Source organism: Cronobacter universalis NCTC 9529, assembly GCF_001277175.1.
GTDB lineage: Bacteria > Pseudomonadota > Gammaproteobacteria > Enterobacterales > Enterobacteriaceae > Cronobacter > Cronobacter universalis.
This window is the reverse complement of the sequence record NZ_CP012257.1, coordinates 4,092,335-4,111,559: the sequence shown is the minus strand read 5'-3', so window position 1 is coordinate 4,111,559 and position 19,225 is coordinate 4,092,335. Positions and strand designations below refer to the sequence as shown.

20 protein-coding genes and 1 pseudogene are annotated in these 19,225 nt (G+C 58.6%); 11 read left to right on the top strand and 10 right to left on the bottom strand.

The window, feature by feature from the left end; genetic code table 11:
- The first annotated feature begins 113 nt into the window (after nucleotides 1–113).
- The gene (locus AFK65_RS18985) at nucleotides 114–656 is read left to right on the top strand and encodes an isochorismatase family protein (RefSeq protein ID WP_007703494.1); all 543 of its coding nucleotides are present in this window, start codon (nucleotides 114–116) and stop codon (nucleotides 654–656) included.
- Nucleotides 653–1,573, top strand: a complete 921-nt coding sequence (locus tag AFK65_RS18980; protein WP_038858646.1) for a GlxA family transcriptional regulator — start codon at nucleotides 653–655, stop codon at nucleotides 1,571–1,573. The genes AFK65_RS18985 and AFK65_RS18980 overlap by 4 nt, the downstream gene beginning before the upstream one ends.
- Here the strand turns inward: AFK65_RS18980 and AFK65_RS18975 are convergent.
- Nucleotides 1,566–2,558, bottom strand: a complete 993-nt coding sequence (locus AFK65_RS18975) for an acyltransferase (protein WP_007703122.1) — start codon at nucleotides 2,556–2,558, stop codon at nucleotides 1,566–1,568. The two genes, AFK65_RS18980 and AFK65_RS18975, sit on opposite strands and share 8 nt — an antisense overlap.
- 187 nt (nucleotides 2,559–2,745) lie before the next feature.
- Here AFK65_RS18975 and AFK65_RS18970 point away from each other — a divergent pair, with 187 nt between their 5' ends.
- The 4 genes from AFK65_RS18970 (at nucleotide 2,746) to AFK65_RS21420 (ending at nucleotide 6,627) form a co-directional block, all read left to right on the top strand.
- Nucleotides 2,746–3,057, top strand: a complete 312-nt coding sequence (locus AFK65_RS18970; RefSeq protein WP_007703119.1) for a YsaB family lipoprotein — start codon at nucleotides 2,746–2,748, stop codon at nucleotides 3,055–3,057.
- A gap of 118 nt (nucleotides 3,058–3,175) precedes the next feature.
- Complete coding sequence (glyQ, locus tag AFK65_RS18965) at nucleotides 3,176–4,087, top strand: glycine--tRNA ligase subunit alpha (protein WP_004387598.1); 912 nt, start codon at nucleotides 3,176–3,178, stop codon at nucleotides 4,085–4,087.
- Nucleotides 4,088–4,096: 9 nt separating this feature from the next.
- Nucleotides 4,097–6,166: a glycine--tRNA ligase subunit beta gene (gene glyS / locus AFK65_RS18960; RefSeq protein WP_007703111.1), complete on the top strand. Its 2,070-nt coding sequence runs from the start codon at nucleotides 4,097–4,099 to the stop codon at nucleotides 6,164–6,166.
- A gap of 302 nt (nucleotides 6,167–6,468) precedes the next feature.
- A complete protein-coding gene (locus AFK65_RS21420; protein ID WP_015387147.1) occupies nucleotides 6,469–6,627 on the top strand; it encodes a Hok/Gef family protein in 159 nt (52 codons plus the stop codon).
- A 144-nt stretch (nucleotides 6,628–6,771) separates the two neighbouring features.
- On the opposite strand, the gene AFK65_RS18955 is transcribed toward AFK65_RS21420, so the two are convergent.
- On the bottom strand, nucleotides 6,772–7,065 hold the full coding sequence (locus AFK65_RS18955; protein WP_032805035.1) for an HTH-type transcriptional regulator: 294 nt from the start codon (nucleotides 7,063–7,065) through the stop codon (nucleotides 6,772–6,774).
- A 385-nt stretch (nucleotides 7,066–7,450) separates the two neighbouring features.
- Between AFK65_RS18955 and AFK65_RS22380 the strand changes: the two are divergent.
- The 3 genes and pseudogenes from AFK65_RS22380 to AFK65_RS18940 form a co-directional block, all read left to right on the top strand.
- A pseudogene (locus AFK65_RS22380) lies at nucleotides 7,451–7,666 on the top strand (DUF5431 family protein); the annotation flags it as partial.
- Nucleotides 7,626–7,784, top strand: coding sequence for a type I toxin-antitoxin system Hok family toxin (locus tag AFK65_RS18945; RefSeq protein WP_038858649.1), 159 nt, complete (start codon nucleotides 7,626–7,628; stop codon nucleotides 7,782–7,784). The pseudogene AFK65_RS22380 and the gene AFK65_RS18945, both read left to right, overlap by 41 nt.
- A 252-nt stretch (nucleotides 7,785–8,036) precedes the next feature.
- Complete coding sequence (locus AFK65_RS18940; protein ID WP_004387604.1) at nucleotides 8,037–8,747, top strand: DUF3053 domain-containing protein; 711 nt, start codon at nucleotides 8,037–8,039, stop codon at nucleotides 8,745–8,747.
- Nucleotides 8,748–8,814: 67 nt separating this feature from the next.
- Here AFK65_RS18940 and ghrB read toward each other — a convergent pair whose 3' ends face one another.
- The 5 genes from ghrB to AFK65_RS18915 all read right to left on the bottom strand — a co-directional run bounded on the left by ghrB (nucleotide 8,815) and on the right by AFK65_RS18915 (nucleotide 14,133).
- Nucleotides 8,815–9,789 (bottom strand): glyoxylate/hydroxypyruvate reductase GhrB, encoded by a 975-nt coding sequence (gene ghrB / locus AFK65_RS18935; protein WP_007703102.1) that lies wholly within the window; start codon nucleotides 9,787–9,789, stop codon nucleotides 8,815–8,817.
- 68 nt (nucleotides 9,790–9,857) lie between these two features.
- On the bottom strand, nucleotides 9,858–11,138 hold the full coding sequence (locus tag AFK65_RS18930; RefSeq protein ID WP_007703099.1) for an MFS transporter: 1,281 nt from the start codon (nucleotides 11,136–11,138) through the stop codon (nucleotides 9,858–9,860).
- Between the two features lie 172 nt (nucleotides 11,139–11,310).
- A complete protein-coding gene (locus AFK65_RS18925) occupies nucleotides 11,311–12,249 on the bottom strand; it encodes a sugar kinase (RefSeq protein WP_007703096.1) in 939 nt (312 codons plus the stop codon).
- A gap of 2 nt (nucleotides 12,250–12,251) precedes the next feature.
- Nucleotides 12,252–13,001: a sugar phosphate isomerase/epimerase family protein gene (locus AFK65_RS18920; protein ID WP_038858650.1), complete on the bottom strand. Its 750-nt coding sequence runs from the start codon at nucleotides 12,999–13,001 to the stop codon at nucleotides 12,252–12,254.
- 112 nt (nucleotides 13,002–13,113) lie between these two features.
- The gene (locus tag AFK65_RS18915; protein ID WP_007703093.1) at nucleotides 13,114–14,133 is read right to left on the bottom strand and encodes a LacI family DNA-binding transcriptional regulator; all 1,020 of its coding nucleotides are present in this window, start codon (nucleotides 14,131–14,133) and stop codon (nucleotides 13,114–13,116) included.
- 208 nt (nucleotides 14,134–14,341) lie between these two features.
- Between AFK65_RS18915 and zinT the strand changes: the two genes are divergently transcribed.
- Nucleotides 14,342–14,980, top strand: coding sequence for a metal-binding protein ZinT (zinT, locus tag AFK65_RS18910; protein ID WP_007703089.1), 639 nt, complete (start codon nucleotides 14,342–14,344; stop codon nucleotides 14,978–14,980).
- Between the two features lie 46 nt (nucleotides 14,981–15,026).
- Here zinT and AFK65_RS18905 read toward each other — a convergent pair whose 3' ends face one another.
- The gene (locus tag AFK65_RS18905) at nucleotides 15,027–15,689 is read right to left on the bottom strand and encodes an OmpA family lipoprotein (protein WP_007703085.1); all 663 of its coding nucleotides are present in this window, start codon (nucleotides 15,687–15,689) and stop codon (nucleotides 15,027–15,029) included.
- Nucleotides 15,690–15,922: 233 nt separating this feature from the next.
- On the opposite strand from AFK65_RS18905, the gene AFK65_RS18900 reads away from it, so the two are divergent.
- On the top strand, nucleotides 15,923–18,202 hold the full coding sequence (locus AFK65_RS18900; RefSeq protein ID WP_407638608.1) for a molybdopterin guanine dinucleotide-containing S/N-oxide reductase: 2,280 nt from the start codon (nucleotides 15,923–15,925) through the stop codon (nucleotides 18,200–18,202).
- Here AFK65_RS18900 and AFK65_RS18895 read toward each other — a convergent pair.
- Nucleotides 18,171–18,611, bottom strand: coding sequence for an N-acetyltransferase (locus tag AFK65_RS18895; RefSeq protein WP_038858652.1), 441 nt, complete (start codon nucleotides 18,609–18,611; stop codon nucleotides 18,171–18,173). The two genes, AFK65_RS18900 and AFK65_RS18895, sit on opposite strands and share 32 nt — an antisense overlap.
- Nucleotides 18,608–19,171: a DNA-3-methyladenine glycosylase I gene (locus AFK65_RS18890; RefSeq protein ID WP_007703057.1), complete on the bottom strand. Its 564-nt coding sequence runs from the start codon at nucleotides 19,169–19,171 to the stop codon at nucleotides 18,608–18,610. Before AFK65_RS18890 ends, AFK65_RS18895 begins: the two co-directional genes overlap by 4 nt.
- Nucleotides 19,172–19,225: the final 54 nt, after the last annotated feature.

Below are 19,225 nucleotides of genomic sequence, written 5' to 3'. Positions count from 1 at the left end.
GGGTGTCCAGGAAGCCGTCCTGAAACACCCTTTTTTTGTCCTTTTCTGGTCAGCCCGGCATCACGCATGCCTGTAAGAATAGGGTTCAACCCCACTCAAACAGGTGTCCTGAAATGACGCGTACCGCACTGATCAATATCGATACCCAGCAATCTTTTTTTCACCGCAGCTACTGGCGTGAAGACGATTTTCCGGCGTTTTGCGAGGCTATCAATACGCTTATCGCTGGCTGCGAAGCGCGCAATATTCCGGTCGTCGATATTTTCCATGTCGATGGCGACGATGTGTTTACGCTTGAATCGGGTTTTGTAACGCCAATGCCTTTCCTGCGTCATAAGGCCGCCGTGACATTCCATAAGCATGTTCATAACGCGTTTACCGACACCGGGCTGGATTTATGGCTGCGGCAAAGGGATATTAACCACCTGATTATCTGCGGTATCCGTACCGAGCAGTGCTGCGAAACCACAACGCGGGTCGCCTCTGATCTGGGTTACCGGGTGACGTTTGTGAGCGAAGCGACGCTGACGTTTCCGATGACCTGGAAAGGCGTGACGCTGGATGTGGACGCGTTGCGCCACCGTACCGAAACGGTGCTGGCGGGGCGTTTTGCGACGATTAGCAGCGTGGCGCAATGTCTGGAGTCTTTGGGATGACCATTCCTGTCTGGTTTGTGGTGTTGCCTGGCGTCATGGCGCTCGATTTAACGGGCCCGGCGGAGACGCTGGCGCTTGCGGGCGACGCCTTCAGCCTGAATTACATAGGGCCTGAAGAGCGAGTCGTGATGTCGACCGGCTTACAGGTGGCGGGTATCGCGCCGCTGCCGGAAACACTGCCGCCAGGCAGCCTGCTCGTTCTCCCCGGTGTCGCGGATTCCAGCCGCTGGTTTGCTACGCCAGGGGCGCTGGCCGCCCGCAACTGGCTGATGCGGCTTCAGCCGCTGATCCACAGTCAGCAGCTCACGCTAATTTGCGTCTGCTCGGGCTCGCTGCTGGCGGCGAAAGCCGGTCTGCTGCATGGCGTTGAGTGCACCACGCACCATGACGTGCTGGCGCGCCTTAAGGCCGCCGCCCCCGGCGCGCAGGTGCGCGATAACCGTATTTTTGTTGAAGATCGCGGCATCTGGACCAGCGCCGGTATTACGTCCGGCATCGATTTAAGCCTGCATCTGATCCATCGTTTGTGCGGGCCGCGCGCGGCGCTTGATGTGGCGCGCGAAATGGTGGTCTGGTTTCGCCGCTCCGGCGACGATCCGCAGCTCTCGCCCTGGCTGCGTTACCGAAATCATCTGCACCCCGCCGTGCATCGCGCCCAGGATCTGCTGGCCGCGCATCCGCAGGCGACATGGAGCCTGACGGAGATTGCCGGACGCGTGCACGTCAGCCCGCGCCATCTCACGCGGCTGTTTAAAGAGCACCTGGGGATCAGCGTTCGCGATTATCTTGAGCAATTACGCGTGGCGTTTGCCAGTCAGTGCTTATTGCAGGGGCAGGGCGCGGAACAGGCCGCCGTGGCCGCCGGGTTTTCATCCGCCCGGCAGCTCCAGCGCGCCCGCTCGCGCGCCGTTAACTGACGAGACGACGGCGGTCGACGCGCTGCAACAGCGCCGCCAGCGCCAGGCTGCCCGCCAGCGTCGTACTGAAAATCCAGGCGATATCCAGCACCGGCCATGCCGTGAATTCCAGGTGCCGCGTGCGCAAGAAATGGATGATCAGCGCATGGAAGCCGTAAATGCCCAGCGAATAGCGCGCGATAAACGCGAGAGGTGTGAGTTCGCGGTTAAGCGTATTTTTCGCCAGCACCAGCAGGCTTAACGCGGCGATAAGCACCAGCGGGCCGCAATAAAGATAAAAGGTGTCGGCAAAGTTGCCGTGGCTCTCCAGCGCCTGATGGGTGCCGCTCGCAATCGACACAGTGCTGACCGCCAGCACGATACCCGCCAGCAGGCTCACCGGGCGCTGCGCTGTCTCCATCATCCCGATCGCGCGGCCCATCAGCCCGTACAGTACGTAATAAAACGTATCGCCATTGATATACAGGTTCACCGGCAGCCACTGCACGCCACCAAGTTTTTGCGCCACGGTATTCGGGTTCGCCACCACGCCCAGCAGGACGATAAGGGCCAGCGCCGTCCGGCCATCGATGCGCTTCACGCTAATCAACGGCGACAGCAGGTAAATGACGGCAATGGCGAAGAAAAACCATAAATGGTAGAAAACCGGCTTCTGTAACAACAGCCTGAGTGAGATTTTTTCATTGATTGGTGTCAGCAGCGTGATGTAGACAAGCGCCACGGCGCTGTAAAAAACCAGGCAGAGCGCGATGCGCAGAAAATGCCGCTGCCCGGCGCTGCGCTCGCCGAAAAAGAGATACCCTGAGATCATAAAAAACAGCGGCACGCTGACGCGCGACGCGGAGTTCAGCAGGTTGGCTAACTCCCAGTTTAGCGGGCTGACCAGTGAAGGATTGGTAATATACCAGGTCGTCGTGTGGATCATGATGACCATCAGACAGGCTATCGCGCGCAGATTGTCTATCCAGTGAATTTTTTGCTGCATCAGTTCCTCTGTACCATCTTTAATTATCAGCAGTGTGACTTCCTGATTCTGGGTCCTGCTTCACGGAACAATCTGAGTTTCAGGGCGGCCCGTTGTCAGCCTGGCGGCGGTTTTGCAGAATGCACGCCCTTTGTCCGCTGCGGTCACCCGCGCTTTAGTCGTCATTTTAACATGGAGATAACAGACTATGACGAGGCTGTTGCCCCGCACGCTTTGGCTGGTGCTGTTTGCAGGCGCGCTTGTCGGTTGCAGTCACGAGGACGCGCACCCGCAGCATGCGCAAAAAGGACGCGTCAGCGCGCCGCATTCGCTGGAAATGGAACAGCTTTGTAAAGCGAAAGCCGCCCATCGCTACAATACCGCCGCGCAGAAAATCACCGTCAACGGTTTCGAGGCGTTTCAGGGAAGCTATGAAATGCGCGGCTATACGGCGCGCGAAGAAGGCTTTACCTGTTCTTTCGACGCCAACGGCCAATTTTTACACCTTTCAATGCGCTAATGGCGCAACCACGCGTCAACCGCCCGCTTTTGGTCGTGGATTGAGGCTGTATATCTGGCGGTCAACGGGTATACTGACCGCTTCCAAATAAACCCACTCGTATCGCGTGCGAAATCATATGCAAAAGTTTGATACCAGGACCTTTCAGGGCCTGATCCTGACCTTACAGGATTACTGGGCTCGTCAGGGCTGCACCATCGTTCAACCTCTGGACATGGAAGTCGGCGCCGGCACCTCCCACCCGATGACCTGCCTGCGGGCGCTGGGCCCGGAGCCGATCGCGGCCGCTTATGTTCAGCCTTCCCGCCGCCCGACCGATGGCCGCTACGGCGAAAACCCCAACCGTTTACAGCACTACTACCAGTTCCAGGTGATCATTAAGCCGTCGCCGGACAATATTCAGGAGCTGTACCTGGGGTCGCTTAAAGAGCTGGGTATGGACCCGACCATTCATGATATTCGCTTCGTCGAAGACAACTGGGAAAACCCGACGCTCGGCGCCTGGGGTCTCGGCTGGGAAGTGTGGCTGAACGGCATGGAAGTGACGCAGTTCACTTACTTCCAGCAGGTCGGCGGCCTGGAGTGCAAACCGGTGACCGGTGAAATCACTTACGGCCTTGAGCGTCTCGCCATGTACATTCAGGGCGTGGACAGCGTTTACGACCTGGTCTGGAGCGATGGTCCGCTTGGCAAAACCACTTACGGCGACGTGTTCCATCAGAACGAAGTGGAGCAATCCACCTATAACTTCGAATACGCCGACGTGGATTTCCTGTTTACCTGCTTTGAGCAGTACGAAAAAGAAGCTCAACAGCTGCTGGCGCTGGAAAACCCGCTGCCGCTGCCTGCTTATGAACGTATTCTGAAAGCCGCCCACAGCTTCAACCTGCTGGACGCGCGCAAGGCTATCTCGGTGACCGAGCGCCAGCGCTACATTTTGCGTATCCGCACGCTGACCAAAGCCGTGGCCGAAGCCTACTACGCCTCCCGCGAGGCGCTGGGCTTCCCGATGTGCAACAGAAATAAATAAGAGGCTGCCATGTCTGAGAAAACTTTTCTGGTGGAGATTGGCACTGAAGAGCTGCCACCAAAAGCCCTGCGCAGCCTGGAGGAATCCTTCGCTGCGAACTTTACTGCTGAACTGGACGCGGCGGGCCTGACCCACGGCGTCGTGAGCTGGTTTGCGGCGCCGCGTCGTCTGGCGCTGAAAGTGGCGAATCTGGCGGCGTCCCAGCCGGATCGCGAAGTTGAAAAGCGTGGCCCGGCGGTTTCTGCGGCGTTTGACGCCGAGGGCAATCCGAGCAAAGCGGCGGAAGGCTGGGCGCGCGGCTGCGGCATTACCGTCGATCAGGCGGAGCGTCTGGTGACCGATAAAGGCGAGTGGCTGATGTATCGCGCCCACGTGAAAGGCGAAAGCGCGCAGGCGTTGCTGCCAAACATGGTGAGCACCGCGCTGTCTAAATTGCCGATTCCAAAACTGATGCGCTGGGGCGCGTCTGACGTGCAGTTCGTGCGCCCGGTTCATACCGTGACGCTGCTGCTGGACGATGAAGTGCTGCCGGCTACCATTCTCGGCATTCAGTCCGATCGCGTGATCCGCGGCCACCGTTTTATGGGCGAGCCGGAATTCACGATCGACCATGCCGATCAGTACCCGCAGATCCTGCTGGAGCGCGGCAAGGTCATCGCCGACTACAACGCGCGTAAAGCCAAAATTCAGCAGGACGCCGAAGCGGCAGCCGCGAAAATCGGCGGCAATGCCGATCTGAGCGACAGCCTGCTTGAAGAAGTCACCTCGCTGGTGGAATGGCCGGTGGTCCTGACCGCGAAATTCGAAGAGAAATTCCTGGCGGTGCCGGCGGAAGCGCTGGTCTACACCATGAAAGGCGACCAGAAATATTTCCCGGTTTACGGCACCGACGGCAAGCTGCTGCCGAATTTCATCTTTGTGGCGAATATTGAGTCCAGAGATCCGCACCAGATTATCTCCGGTAACGAAAAAGTCGTGCGTCCGCGTCTGGCGGATGCGGAGTTCTTCTTCAACACCGACCGTAAAAAACGTCTGGAAGATCACCTGCCGCGTCTTGAAACCGTACTGTTCCAGCAACAGCTCGGCACGCTGCGCGACAAAACCGACCGCATTCAGGCGCTCTCCGGCTGGATTGCGAGCCAGATAGGCGCGGATGTGAACCACGCGACGCGCGCGGGTCTGCTCTCCAAATGCGATCTGATGACCAACATGGTGTTTGAGTTCACCGACACCCAGGGCGTCATGGGCATGCACTACGCGCGTCATGATGGCGAATCTGAAGACGTTGCGGTTGCGCTGAACGAGCAGTACATGCCGCGTTTTGCGGGCGATGCGCTGCCATCAAGCCTGGTGGCCTGCGCCGTGGCGATTGCCGATAAGATGGATACCCTGGCCGGCATTTTCGGCATTGGCCAGCATCCGAAAGGCGATAAAGACCCGTTTGCGCTGCGCCGCGCCGCCCTCGGCGCGCTGCGTATTATCGTTGAGAAAAACCTGCCGCTTGATCTGCAAACCCTGACGGAAGAAGCCGTGCGCCTCTACGGCAGCAAACTGACCAACGCCAAAGTGGTGGATGATGTCGTGGACTTCATGCTGGGCCGCTTCCGCGCCTGGTATCAGGACGAAGGCTACAGCGTTGACACCATTCAGGCGGTACTGGCGAATCGTCCGACCCGCCCGGCGGATTTCGATGCCCGCATGAAGGCGGTATCGCACTTCCGTACGCTGGATGAAGCAGTAGCGCTGGCTGCGGCGAACAAACGCGTTTCCAATATCCTCGCGAAGGCCAACGAGCCGCTGAACGATGAAGTTCATGCGTCGGTACTGAAAGAAGATCCGGAAATCCGTCTGGCGTTGCAGGTTGCTGTGATGCGCGACAAACTGCAGCCGCTGTTCGCGGAAGGCCGCTATCAGGAAGCGCTGGTCGAGCTGGCGCAGCTGCGCGAGCCGGTGGATGAGTTCTTCGAGAAAGTGATGGTTAACGCGGACGATGCGCAGGTGCGTATTAATCGTCTGACGCTGCTGTCAAAATTACGTGCGCTGTTCCTGCAGGTAGCGGATATTTCCCTGCTCCAGTAACGTGTTTCGTTAATAATAAAAAACCCGCCGCTGGCGGGTTTTTTTATAGCGGTTTTCGCTACGTTGAATTCTTATTTTCTTATCACAATACAAAAAGCGCGGAGTTATTACGTGGTCGCGTAATTATTAATAAGCCGGTTGCGGATAATATAGCGCGCGGGTGCTCAGGCTGGCTGGCTTGGGCATGATGCAAAGGCTGGTCAGATGAATGCCCCCCTTAGTTAATTCCATTTAACCTCGGGGGAGGCTGCAATCAGAACCCAACAGCCTGATTGTAGCCTCTTCCCTATAAGGAGGCAATTATGCCAATAAAATCCCGATATGCTTTTTTAAGCATATTAGCGCTCTGTATTACGGTGCTGTGTTTCGCCTTAATAATGCGTGATCGCTTATGTGAATTCACCATTAAAGAGGGAAGCCGGGAAATACGGGCAATCCTTGCTTACGAACCAGGGAAGTAGCCTTTGGATGGGGGAGCGATCCCCCACCCACTGGTCAGGAGGATGGGTTGGCCTGCACGCACCCAAATGTATTCTGAAAAGCAACGCCCCCGCATCTGCGGGGGCGTTTTGTTTGCGAAAAAAAGTGTACTGCTGGCTAGCGTTTCATTCCATGAGTTGTTTACTGAGCATGGGATTCGCCTGAATCAGGCGCATCAGCTTCAGTTCGGTGCTGGAGGGTTTCACACGGCGGGATTCCCACTCCTGAACCATTGCGACACTGACGCCCATTACACGAGCCAAATCATCAGTTTTCAGGCCCGTTCTTTTACGCAACAGTTCAAATTCTGAAAACGCGTTAGGTTTCTGCGGCAGGGTAACCGTATCAGAGACATCTTTTTTTAATACAATTTGTTCGAGGCTGCTGAGCAACTCAAACATAGGGTCTTTAGATTCCATTTTGGACTCCTAATCACACAGCGGGATCGTGAACGTCTAAGAAGCTTCTTAATCATAGTTCGGAAAAAACCAAACCGCGGGAAGCGTAATCGAAGATTTTGCGCTTGTTGACTGGCGAGCGCCGGTTCTGGCCGTTCTGTGGTGGAATATCGCGTCCTAACACGTTGATATTAGGATTAATCTTAAGAAAGTATAGTTTTGTAAAAGATCCCGGCGCGATCCTTTAGCTTGCGAAGGATCACCAGATTTGCCAGGCATTTCGGGAAACGTACAGCGCTGTTCTGACGCCCGTATAAACGTTGTTCGCCTGCTTCTGGGAAAGCGCTCATGTCGGTTTCTGAAAAGCACCGAATCACGTTCTGGCAGGCGAAAAAGGCGGCGTAGAATGACCCCGGCGCTTGAGGCTTTTTGCCTCCGGCAATCGGCAGTGTTACCGCTATGGCGGATGGCAGAAAGAAGAAAGCCCCGAAGGTCAATTTTCATTAACCAACGAGGCTGTCTCCATACCAAACATATGCAGATTAGCCTCTTACCCGTCGCAAGACAAGGAAAAGAAGCTGATGAAACTACCGCGAAATGCGCTTATCTGGTGCGTATTAATCGTCTGTATCACCCTATTAATATTCACGCTCCTTATACGAAAATCGCTGTGCGAAATTCGTTATAAGGACAGATATCGGGAGGCCGCTGCGTTTCTGGCTTACGAATCCGGTAAGTAGCGTCTGGAGGGCGGGGGAAACCCCGCCTTTTCAGGCCTGGCGAGGCTGCGTGTCGGTAAGGTTGCGAGCGTCTTTATTAAGGGTCGTCAGCGCAGGCTGGCGGCCCTTTTTTACGTGCGGCGCGTGGCCTTTCGCATAATCGCTTTCACAGCGCAATAAAGGGTATCCTGCGCGACGCGTCTGAACTATCCTTGTGGGCGTTGAAGCACACTGGCAGTGGTGTGCGCGTTGATGAGTGAAAGGAGCAAAAAAATGGCGACAGGTAAGTCCTGCTCTCGCTGGTTCGCGCCGCTGGCGGCGTTGTTAATGGTATTCAGCCTGAGCGGGTGTTTTGATAAAGAGGGCGACCAGCGCAAAGCGTTCGTCGATTTTCTGCAAAACACGGTAATGCGTAGCGGCGAACGTCTGCCAACGCTGACTGCCGATCAGAAAAAACAGTTCGGTCCGTTCGTTTCCGACTATGCCATCCTTTACAGCTACTCTCAGCAGGTGAACCAGGCGATGGACGCCGGCATCCGCCCGGTAGTGGATAGCGTTAACAGCATTCGCGTACCGCAGGATTACATGACCCAGCGTGAAGCGCTGCGCCAGGCCAACGGTTCGCTGGGCGTAATGAGCCAGCAGTTGCAGAACGCGAAAATGCAGGCGGACAGCTCTCACGCGTCGCTGAAACAGGCGGATGACCTGAAACCTGTGTTCGATAAAGCCTATGAAAAAGTGGTGACGGGCCCGGCCAATGCGCTGCAACCGCTGATCCCGGCCGCGCAGACGTTCACGCAGCAGCTGGTGCAGGTCGGTGATTTCATCGCGCAGCAGGGCACGCAGGTGGGCTTTGCGGCTAATGGCATCCAGTTCCCGACCTCGCAGCAGGCGAGCCAGTATAACGCGCTGATAGGGCCGCTCGCCGCGCAACATCAGGCCTTCACCCAGGCTTACACGGCCGCGACCAACGCGATGCAGTGAAAAAAAACGGCTCTTACGAGCCGTTTTTTATTGTCATCCCTGAACCACCTCCTCTGGAGGTGGTTTTTTATTTGACCGCGTTTGGATTCACACAGTTCTGCGACACGTCGCCATTGAGCGCGTTGATAAGGTTATCGACCGCGCAGGCGGCCATGTTATAGCGCGTCTCGTGGGTAGCGGAGCCGATATGCGGCAGCGCCACCACGTTCTTCAGCGTCAGCAGCGGAGAGTCTTTCGAAAGCGGCTCCTGTTCAAACACATCCAGCCCTGCCGCGTGGATCTCGCCGCTTTGCAGGGCGGCGATCAGCGCGTTTTCGTCCACCACCGGCCCGCGGCCCGCGTTGATGAAAATCGCCGATTTCTTCATTTTGCGGAACTGTTCTGCGCCAATCATATGATGCGTCTCGTCGGTGAGCGGCAGAATGACGCACACGAAATCGGATTCGGCGAGCAGCGTATCCAGGTCACAGTAGCGCGCGTTAAAGCGCTCTTCCGCCTCGCTGTGATGGCGACGCGCGTTGTAGAGAATCGGCATGTTAAAGCCGAAATGCGCGCGCTGCCCCAGCGCGAGACCAATGCGGCCCATGCCGACGATGCCCAGCGTTTTGTGGTGAACGTCGCAGCCGAACCAGTCCGGGCCGATGCTGCCGGTCCATTCGCCCGCTTTGACCCGCTCCGCCACTTCCAGCGCGCGGCGCGCGGTCGTCAGCACCAGCGTCATCAGCGTATCGGCGACCGTTTCGGTGAGCACGGTAGGCGTGTGCATCAGCGCTATCTTTTTCGCGCTCAGCGCGTCCACGTCGAAATTGTCATACCCCACGGAAACCGTCGAGGCGGCGCGAAGCGCGGGCATTTTCTCAAGCAGCGCGGCGTCCACTTTTTCACTCGAACCCAGCAGCCCTTGCGCCTCGCTGAACGCGCTGGCGTGAGCCGTGACGGTCTCCGGGCTCAGGTCTGATACGCGGGTCACGTTAAAGTGGCTCTCCAGGCGGTCAAGCAAATCGTCGGGCAGGGATTTGTAGAGAATGATGGACGGCTTCATGCAGGTCTCCAGCTTTTGAACAAAAGAGAAAAAAGACAAGCGGACGGCCTCACGCCGCCCGCCGGGTATTACGCGTGACGCGCCCCCACCGGCAGTTGCTGGCTGGTGGTCGGTTTGACTATCAAAGTGAGCCACACGGAGGCGAAAAGCGCCACCCCCATAAAAATGTACGAGGCGGACGGATTGCCGGTCGCGCCGTTGAGATAGCCGACCACCCACGAACCGACGAACGAGCCGAGCGCGCCCATGCTGTTGATAAGCGCCATCGCGCCGCCCGCCACGTTCTTCGGCAGCATCTCCGGGATAATCGCAAAGAACGGGCCATACGGGGCGTACATCGCCGCGCCGGCAATCACCAGCAGCGTGTAAGAGATCCAGAAGTGGTTCGCGCCGAGCGCCCAGGAGCCGATAAACGCCAGCCCGCCAATTAACAGCAGCGGCCAGACGAACAGTTTGCGGTTCTGCATTTTATCGGAAGCCCAGGAGACGATAATCATGGCGATGGTCGCGGCCAGATAGGGCACCGCAGAGAGCCAGCCCACTTCCACCATACCCATGTTTTCGCTGCCGCTGCGGATGATCGACGGCAGCCACAGTACAAAACCGTAAACGCCGATGCTCCACGCGAAATATTGCGCGCACAGCAGGATAACGTTGCGCGAGCGGAAGGCTTCGCCGTAATTACGTACCGCTTTGATGCCTTCCTGCTCTTTATTCAGCTGCGCCTGGAGCGCCGCTTTTTCGTCATCCGCCAGCCATTTCACCTGCGACGGTTTATCTTTCACCAGCGCCCACCAGCAGAACGCCCAGACAACCGCCGGTATGCCTTCGATGATGAACATTTCACGCCAGCCGAACGCCTGGATGAGATAGCCCGAGACCACGGACATCCACAGCACGGTGGCCGGATTGCCGAGGATCAGGAACGTGTTGGCGCGCGAGCGCTCCGATTTCGTAAACCAGTTGCTGATGTAAATCAGCATGGCGGGCATGACGGCGGCTTCCACCACGCCGAGGATAAAGCGGATTGCGGCCAGCATCGGAATATTACTGACCACGCCGGTTAGCGACGCGCAGCCGCCCCACAGAATCAGGCAGATGAAAATGAGTTTACGCACGCTGCGGCGTTCGGCATAAATCGCGCCTGGGATCTGGAAAAAGAAGTAGCCGAGAAAGAACAGGGCGCCCAGCAGCGATGAGATGCCTTTGGTAATGCCGAGATCGTCATTGATGCCAGCCGCCGAAGCGAAACTGAAGTTTGCGCGATCGAGGTACGCCAGGCTGTACGTGATAAACACGACCGGCATGATGTACCACCAGCGTTTTGGAGCGTTAGTCGGACTTTTCATCGTATTCCCTCTATGGTTGAGGTGGATGCGTCTCGTCGGTGTAGGGGACGACGGAAGCTGTTCATACTATTGATGTCTGGGTGAGGTTTTCCTCATGCCCGCCCTCCCTCAAAGGAGAGAAGGAAATGCTTTGTCTTGTGATGTATCGCGCTAAAAACAGGGTTCGGGCTGATTACTCGCCCAGTTGCGCTCGGGTCGGCAACCCTTCGCTGTCGCCCTGAACCTGGATGGCCAGCGCGCCGATTTTGTTACCGCGGGTCGCCGCCTCGCGCAGCGTTTTGCCTTCCAGCAGCGCGCTTATCACGCCCACCGCAAAGCCATCGCCCGCGCCCACCGTATCGACCACGTTTTCGACCTTCACCGCCGCCACCGTACCCTGTTCGCCGCTGGCGCTCTGATACCACGCGCCGTCAGCGCCGGTTTTGATAACAACGGCTTTCACGCCGCGCGTCAGGTAGAAATCGGCAATGCCTTCCGGGCTCTGCTGGCCGGTCAGGATCTGGCCTTCTTTCAGGCCCGGCAGCACCCAGTCCGCCATACAGGCGAGCTGGTTCAGCTTCTCTGTCATCTCCGCCTCGCTTTTCCACAGCACTGGACGCAGGTTCGGATCGAAAGAGATCGTCTTGCCCTGGCTTTTCATGGCGCGCGCGGCGTGATCCAGCAGTTCATACGAGGTCGTGGAAAGCGCCGCCGCCACGCCGCTCAGGTGCAGGTGACGGGCGCTGTAAAACAGCGGCGCGTTAAAATCTTCACCGCTCAGATGGCTCGCGGCGGAGCCTTTGCGGAAATACTCCACGCTGGGATCGGTTCCATCAGTAACCTTCGATTTCAGCTGAAAACCGGTCGGATAGCGGTCGTCGATCGTCACGCCGCGCGTGGCGATGCCCTCTTTTTCGAGCTGGTTCAGGACGAAGCGGCCAAACGAATCGTTACCGACGCGGCTCACCCAGCTCACCTGGAGCCCGAGGCGCGCGAGACCGGTGGCGACATTCAGCTCCGCCCCCGCGACGCGTTTAAAAAAATGCTCTACCTGCGCCAGGTCGCCTGGCTCGGTCGCGACAAACATCGCCATCGCTTCGCCGATGGTAATCACATCCAGTGGCTGTTCCATGTTCACTCCTCGCGCAGCAGGTTGACGTAATGGCGGGTCACGGCGGTCAAATCGCGCCCTTCCAGCGGAAACTCAATGCCGCGCGGCGCGTCCGGCGGCAACATCTCCAGCAGCGTGCGCCAGCGCGGCCCGGCGTCATCCAGGGCGATGGCGCGATAGTGGTAGTGGTGCGTGGTGGCGGCTTTGACATGGATATAGCTGACGCCCGAATGCAGCGCGCGGGCGGCTTCTTCCGGCGCATCGTCCACCCACAGCCAGTTGGCCATGTCGAACGTCAGGCGGACGGGAAGATTGAGCGTTTTGCTGGCGGCGAGAAACCGGCGCATCGGCTCAAGGCGGCCGCATTCCGTCTGATCGTTTTCCACGACCAGCGCGACATCGCTCAGCGCCAGAAGGCCCGCCAGCGGCTCCGCCTGGTGCGGATGGCTGAAGTGCCCAAGTGAGAGCTTAAGCCAGCGGGCGTTAAGTTCGTGGGCTTCGGCCAGCAGCGAAGGCAGACTCGCGTTGATTTTGCCGTCGTGTTCAAACAGCGGCTCGGGCGCGGAGTAACAGGCTTTCAGGTGATTGTCGGCAATCGCCTGCGCCAGCGCGGGCAGGGCGTCGATCTCTGCCGGATCGAGCAGCTCGCGGCGGATCTCCACGCCGTCGGCGCCAGCGCCGGCGATGATCGGCAGTACGGCCTGCTGCCCGCCGAGGGCTTTAACTTTGTCGTTACCGTAAGCGGCGGTGACGACGATAATTTCTCTCTCCATTAACTTCTCCGGAGTGATTACATCTGCATAACATAGTTAATACGCTAGATGGAACCGGTTCCAAAGAGAAGTCCAGGATGGCGAATTTATGATCGGGGTCACGAACCGTCGTTCAGCGCGCCGTCGAGCCGCGCACGATCAGCTCGCCGGAGAAAACCTGTTCCCGCACCGCCTGCGCCTGGCCCTCGATGCGCTTCACAACCTGCTCCAGCGCGGCGTAGCCAATCTGCCAGGTCGGCTGTTTCAGCGTGGTGATCCCGACGCCCGCCAGCTCCGCCCACTCCAGTTCGTCAAAGCCGAGCAGGCCGATATCGGCGCCCCAGTTGAGCCCGATACGTTTGAGCGAGCGCGCCACCTGGAGCGTCAGCGCGCCGTTGGCGGAGATGACCGCTTTGCGCATCCCGCGAAAACGGGTGTGGAAGTGGCGCAGGGTATTGTCGAGATGATCCGCCTCGTGCAGCGGCATTTCGGCGCTTTCCGCGACGACGCCGGCATAGCGGGCGGCGGTGGCGCGAAAGGCGGTCAGTCGCTCGCGGCGGGTGTTCACCGTCCCGAGCGGCTCGCTTAAAAACAGCAGCGCCTCAAAACCCTGTTCGATAAGATGTTCCGTGGCGGTGGTCGCCGCCTGGGTGTTGTCGAGCCCCACCACGTCGCAGGCGAAATCCGGAATTTTACGGTCAATCAGCACCATTGGCAGCGCCGACTGTTGTAGCCGGTTCAGCCCTTCTTCGCGCATGCCGACCGCGTTCACCACGATGCCTTCCACCTGATAGCTGCGCAGGAGATCCAGATAATGCAGCTCCTGGTCGAGCTCGTTATTGGTGTTACAGACCAGCGGCGTAAAGCCTTTCTCCCGGCAGGCGGCCTCAATGCCGCTTAACACATTGACCGAATAGGGGTTGGTGATATCGGCGATGATAAGGCCGATTAACCGGGTGCGCCCGCGCTTCAGGCCGCGCGCCATCTGGTTAGGCCGGTAATCAAGCTGGGCGATGGCCTGCTCGATGCGCGCCAGCAGATCCCCGGAAAGCAGGTGTTTTTCGCCGTTCAGGTAGCGGGAAACGCTGGTTTTACCGGTTTTCGCGGCGCGGGCGACGTCGCTGATGGTCGGGCGTGACGCTTTGGTGGTCATGAGGCTTCCTTCTCAGGCTAAAACGCCGGTGGGGCAGGTGACTGTTTTTATTATTAGATTATTTCAGTGGCTGTCGTAAAGCAGCCGTTTGCCTGCTGAGTATTATCGTTGCCCGTAATCTTTCACATGTCTCAATGTGTGGCGGCGTGTTTAATTATGTTATAACGTATCAATTCATAACCACCGCGTACACAGGAGAGTGACAGAGATGAAGAAGTTAGCCTTATTACTGGGAATGGGGCTTCTGCTCGCAAGCGCCCAGAGTGCGGCGCACGGGCATCACCACGGTAAACCATTGACCGAGGCGGAACGCCAGGCCAGCGAAGGGGTCTTTAACGACGGCGATGTTAAAGACCGCAAGCTCAGCGACTGGGACGGCGTCTGGCAGTCCATTTATCCGTATTTGCTGAGCGGCGATCTCGATCCGGTACTGGCGAAAAAAGCGAAGGAAAGCGGTAAAAGCGTTGAAGAGTATCGCAGCTATTACAAAAAAGGGTACGCCACGGATGTTGAGATGATTGGTATTGAAAACAATGTGATGGAGTTTCACGTCGGGCAAACCGTGAACGCCTGCGCGTATAAATATAACGGCTACAAGATTTTGCATTACGCCTCCGGCAAGAAAGGCGTGCGTTATCTCTTTGAGTGCACCGACAGCGCGTCAAAAGCGCCGAAATTCGTGCAGTTCAGCGATCACACTATCGCGCCGCGCAAATCCGCGCATTACCATATTTTTATGGGCAATAGCTCGCATGAGGCGTTGCTGAAAGAGATGGATAACTGGCCGACGTACTATCCGTACCAGTTAAGCAAAGCGCAGGTGGTGGATGAAATGCTGCACCACTAAGGTGTGAAGCAGCCTCATCGGGCTTTCCCGATGAGGCCATCAGTCGTTACTGGAGCGGGCTTAAAGTGATTTCCACGCGACGGTTCTGCGCTTTACCCTCTTCGGTGCTGTTGCTGGCGACCGGGTTCGCCGGGCCCATGCCGCTGGTGCGGATGCGGTTGGCGGCCACGCCCTGGGTGATGAGCGCGCTGGCGACGCTTTCCGCGCGCTGCTGCGACAGCTTCATGTTCAGCGCCTGCCCGCCGGTGCTGTCGGTGTAGCCCACCACATTTACTGCGGTTTTCGGATACTCTTTCAGCACCATCGCCACGCCGGTCAGGGTGTTGGCGCCCGCCGGTTTCAGGTTCGCCTGGCTGCTGTCGAAGGTCACGTTGTTCGGCATATTCAGGATGATGTTATCGCCGCTGCGGGTGACGCTCACGCCGGTGCCCTGCATTTTCTGGCGCAGTTTCGCTTCCTGCACGTCCATGTAGTAACCCACGCCGCCGCCGAGCGCCGCGCCCGCCGCCGCGCCAATCAGCGCGCCTTTGCCGCGATCTTTTTTCGACGAAGAGAGTACGCCGACGCCCGCGCCGACCAGCGAGCCAATACCCGCGCCAATGCCTGATTTACCTGCCTCGCGTTCGCCGGTGTAGGGATTTGTGGTGCAGCCTGAAAGGGCCAGCGCGCCGCTGACGAGAGCGGTCACAAAAATGATGCGTTTTTTCATCGCATATCCTTATTCAATTTAATTCTGGTTCGCCTGGAGTGGCAGAGGTTGATTATGACGGGGGAATGTGATGAAAATTCCGGGAAGTGTTCTGATTTTATCATCCATAACGAATCGAGCGGCGACAAAGTAGCCATACTCACGCCGCCTCATCTGCAAACGCCAGTCAGGAGCCCGTTTTGGCTAACCCATCTGCTTTAAAACGCATCGTTACCGCCGCCCACTGGGGGCCTATGGTTGTCGAGACCGACGGTGAAACCGTTCTGTCCTCTCAGGGCGCGTTGCCGACGCGTCACCCGAACTCGCTGCAAACCGCCGTCCCGGACCAGGTGCACAGCAAGGCGCGTGTGCGCTATCCGATGGTGCGCAAAGGATTTCTCGCCTCGCCGGACAGCCCGCAGGGCGTGCGCGGGCAGGATGAGTTCGTGCGTATCAGCTGGGATGAGGCGCTGCGTCTGATTGACCAGCAGCACCGGCGCATTCGCGAAACCTATGGCCCGTCGTCGATTTTCGCAGGCTCTTACGGCTGGCGCTCCAACGGCGTGCTGCATAAAGCCGCCACGCTGCTGCAACGCTATATGAGCCTCGCGGGCGGCTACACCGGCCATCTGGGCGACTACTCCACGGGCGCCGCGCAGGTGATCATGCCCTACGTGGTGGGCGGCAACGAAGTCTATCAACAGCAGACCAGCTGGCCGCTGGTGCTGGAGCACAGCGACGTGGTGGTCCTGTGGAGCGCCAACCCGCTCAACACGCTGAAAATCGCCTGGAACGCCTCTGACGAGCAGGGCATCGGTTATTTCGAGAAGCTCAAAGAGAGCGGCAAAAAGCTTATCTGCATCAACCCGATGCGCCCGGAAACCGCGGATTTCTTCGGCGATCGCATGGAGTGGATTGCCCCGCACATGGGCACCGACGTGGCGCTGATGCTCGGCATCGCCCATACGCTGGTGGAAAACGGCTGGCAGGATGACGACTTTCTCAACGCCTGCACGCACGGCTACGCGCAGTTTGCGGCCTACCTGACCGGCGAGCGCGACGGCACGCCGAAAGACGCCGACTGGGCGGCGGCGATTTGCGGCGTCGACGCCGCAACTATCCGCGAGCTGGCGCATCTGTTCAGCCAGAACCGCACCATGCTGATGGCGGGCTGGGGCATGCAGCGCCAGCAGTACGGCGAGCAGAAGCACTGGATGCTGGTGACGCTCGCGGCCATGCTCGGCCAGATTGGCCTGCCGGGCGGCGGCTTCGGGCTTTCTTATCACTTCGCCAACGGCGGCAACCCGACGCGCCGCGCGGCCGTGCTGGCCTCGATGCAGGGCAGCGTGGAAGGCGGCGTCGATGCGGTCGATAAAATTCCGGTGGCGCGCATTGTCGAGGCGCTGGAAAACCCCGGCGGCGAATACCCGCACAACGGCGAGACGCGCATTTTCCCGGATATTCGTTTTATCTGGTGGGCGGGCGGCGCTAACTTTACGCACCATCAGGAGACGCATCGCCTGATTAAGGCGTGGCAGAAACCGGAGCTGGTGGTGATTTCCGAATGCTTCTGGACGGCGGCGGCGAAGCACGCCGATATCGTGCTGCCGGTGACCACTTCGTTTGAGCGCAACGACATGACCATGACCGGCGACTACAGTAACCAGCATATGGTGCCGATGAAACAAGTCGTGCCGCCGCAGTATGAGGCGCGTAATGACTTCGATATTTTCGCTGAGCTGTCAGAGCGCTGGGAAACCGGCGGACAGTCGCGTTTCACCGAAGGCAAAAGCGAGCTGGAGTGGCTGGAAACCTTCTATAACATCGCCCGAGAGCGCGGCGCGGCGCAGCAGGTGACGCTGCCGGATTTCGCCGATTTCTGGGAGGCGAATCAGATAATCGAGATGCCGGAGAACCCGAAAAACGCTGAATTTGTGCGTTTTGGCGCGTTCCGCGACGATCCGGCGGCGAATCCGCTCAGCACGCCGAGCGGGAAAATCGAGATCTACTCAGAGCGCATTGCCCGCTTCGGCTATGCCGACTGCCCGCCGCACCCGACCTGGCTTGAGCCGGACGAGTGGCACGGCAACGCGCAGCCGGACGAACTGCAGCTGCTCTCGTCGCATCCGGCGCACCGTCTGCACAGCCAGCTTAATTATTCATCGCTTCGCGAACGCTATGCCGTGGCCGGGCGCGAGCCGGTGACGCTGCACCCGGACGATGCCCGCAAACGCGGCATCGCCCACGGCGATCTGGTGCGGGTGTGGAACGCGCGCGGCCAGGTGCTGGCGGGCGCCGTGGTGACGGACGGCATTAAGCCTGGCGTGATCTGTCTGCATCAGGGCGCGTGGCCCGATTTCGACTGGAGCCAGCAGGGGCTTTGCAAAAACGGCGCGGTGAACGTGCTGACCCGCGATGTTCCGACCTCGCGGCTTGGCAACGGCTGCGCGGCTAACTCCTCGCTGGTGCGCGTCGAGAAATACCGCGGGCCCGCGCCGGACGTTACGGCATTTGATCCGCCTGCCAGCGCATAATCCAGGTCGGGTGGCCGGTCTCTTCCTGCCACGCGCTCTCTTCAATACGAAACCCCCGGGCGTGATAGAAATTCACCGCCCGGGTGTTTTTCTGGTAGACCTCCAGATTCAGGGTATCGTACTGCGACTGCATATGCGTCAGCAGGGCGGTGCCGATGCCTTTTCCCTCGCAATCAGGCGCCACGAACAGCGCGCCGATAAAATTCTCATGCATCACGCTGATAAACCCGCGAAGCTTACCGTTGTTTTCCTCCACCCAGGTGCAGGCGCCGGGCAGATAGACGTCGCGCACTATCGGCAGGCTGGCGCGCCAGTAGTCGGGCTGAATGAACGGGTGCCCGGCGGTGGTGCTGGCAAGCCATAGCGTCAGGACAGATTCACGGTCAGAGGGCCGTTGCGCGCGGATCACGGGTGATTCTCCGGGTGGCGGCCGCAAGTGGTGAGATGATCGTTCACCAGCCCGCAGGCCTGCATAAAGGAGTAACAAATCGTCGGGCCGACAAACTTAAATCCCCGTTTTTTCAGCGCTTTTGAGAGCGCCTGCGCCTCGGGTGTCGTGACGGGCACCTGCGCGAGCGTCTGCGGGGAATTCACTTTCGGCGCGCCGCCCACAAACGACCAGACAAACGCTGCAAAATCATCCCCCTGCGCCTGCATGGCGAGATATGCCCGCGCGTTGGCGATAATCGCTTCGATTTTTCCGCGATGGCGAATAATGCCCGGCTCCAGCACCAGCGCGTCGACGTCTTCCGGCCCCATCTGCGCCACGACATGAGGATCAAACCCGTGGAAACAGCGGCGGTAGTGTTCGCGCTTTTTCAGCACGGTTATCCATGACAGCCCCGCCTGCTGGCCTTCGAGACAGATCATTTCAAACAGCTTGTGGTTGTCTTTTTGAGGTTCGCCCCACTCTTCATCGTGGTAGGCGAGATAAAGCGGGTCCTGGGTGACCCATCCGCAACGTTCCATCCTGCATTCCCTCGTTGTAATAAGCACCATAGCGATTTTCGAAAGCGGCTTGAC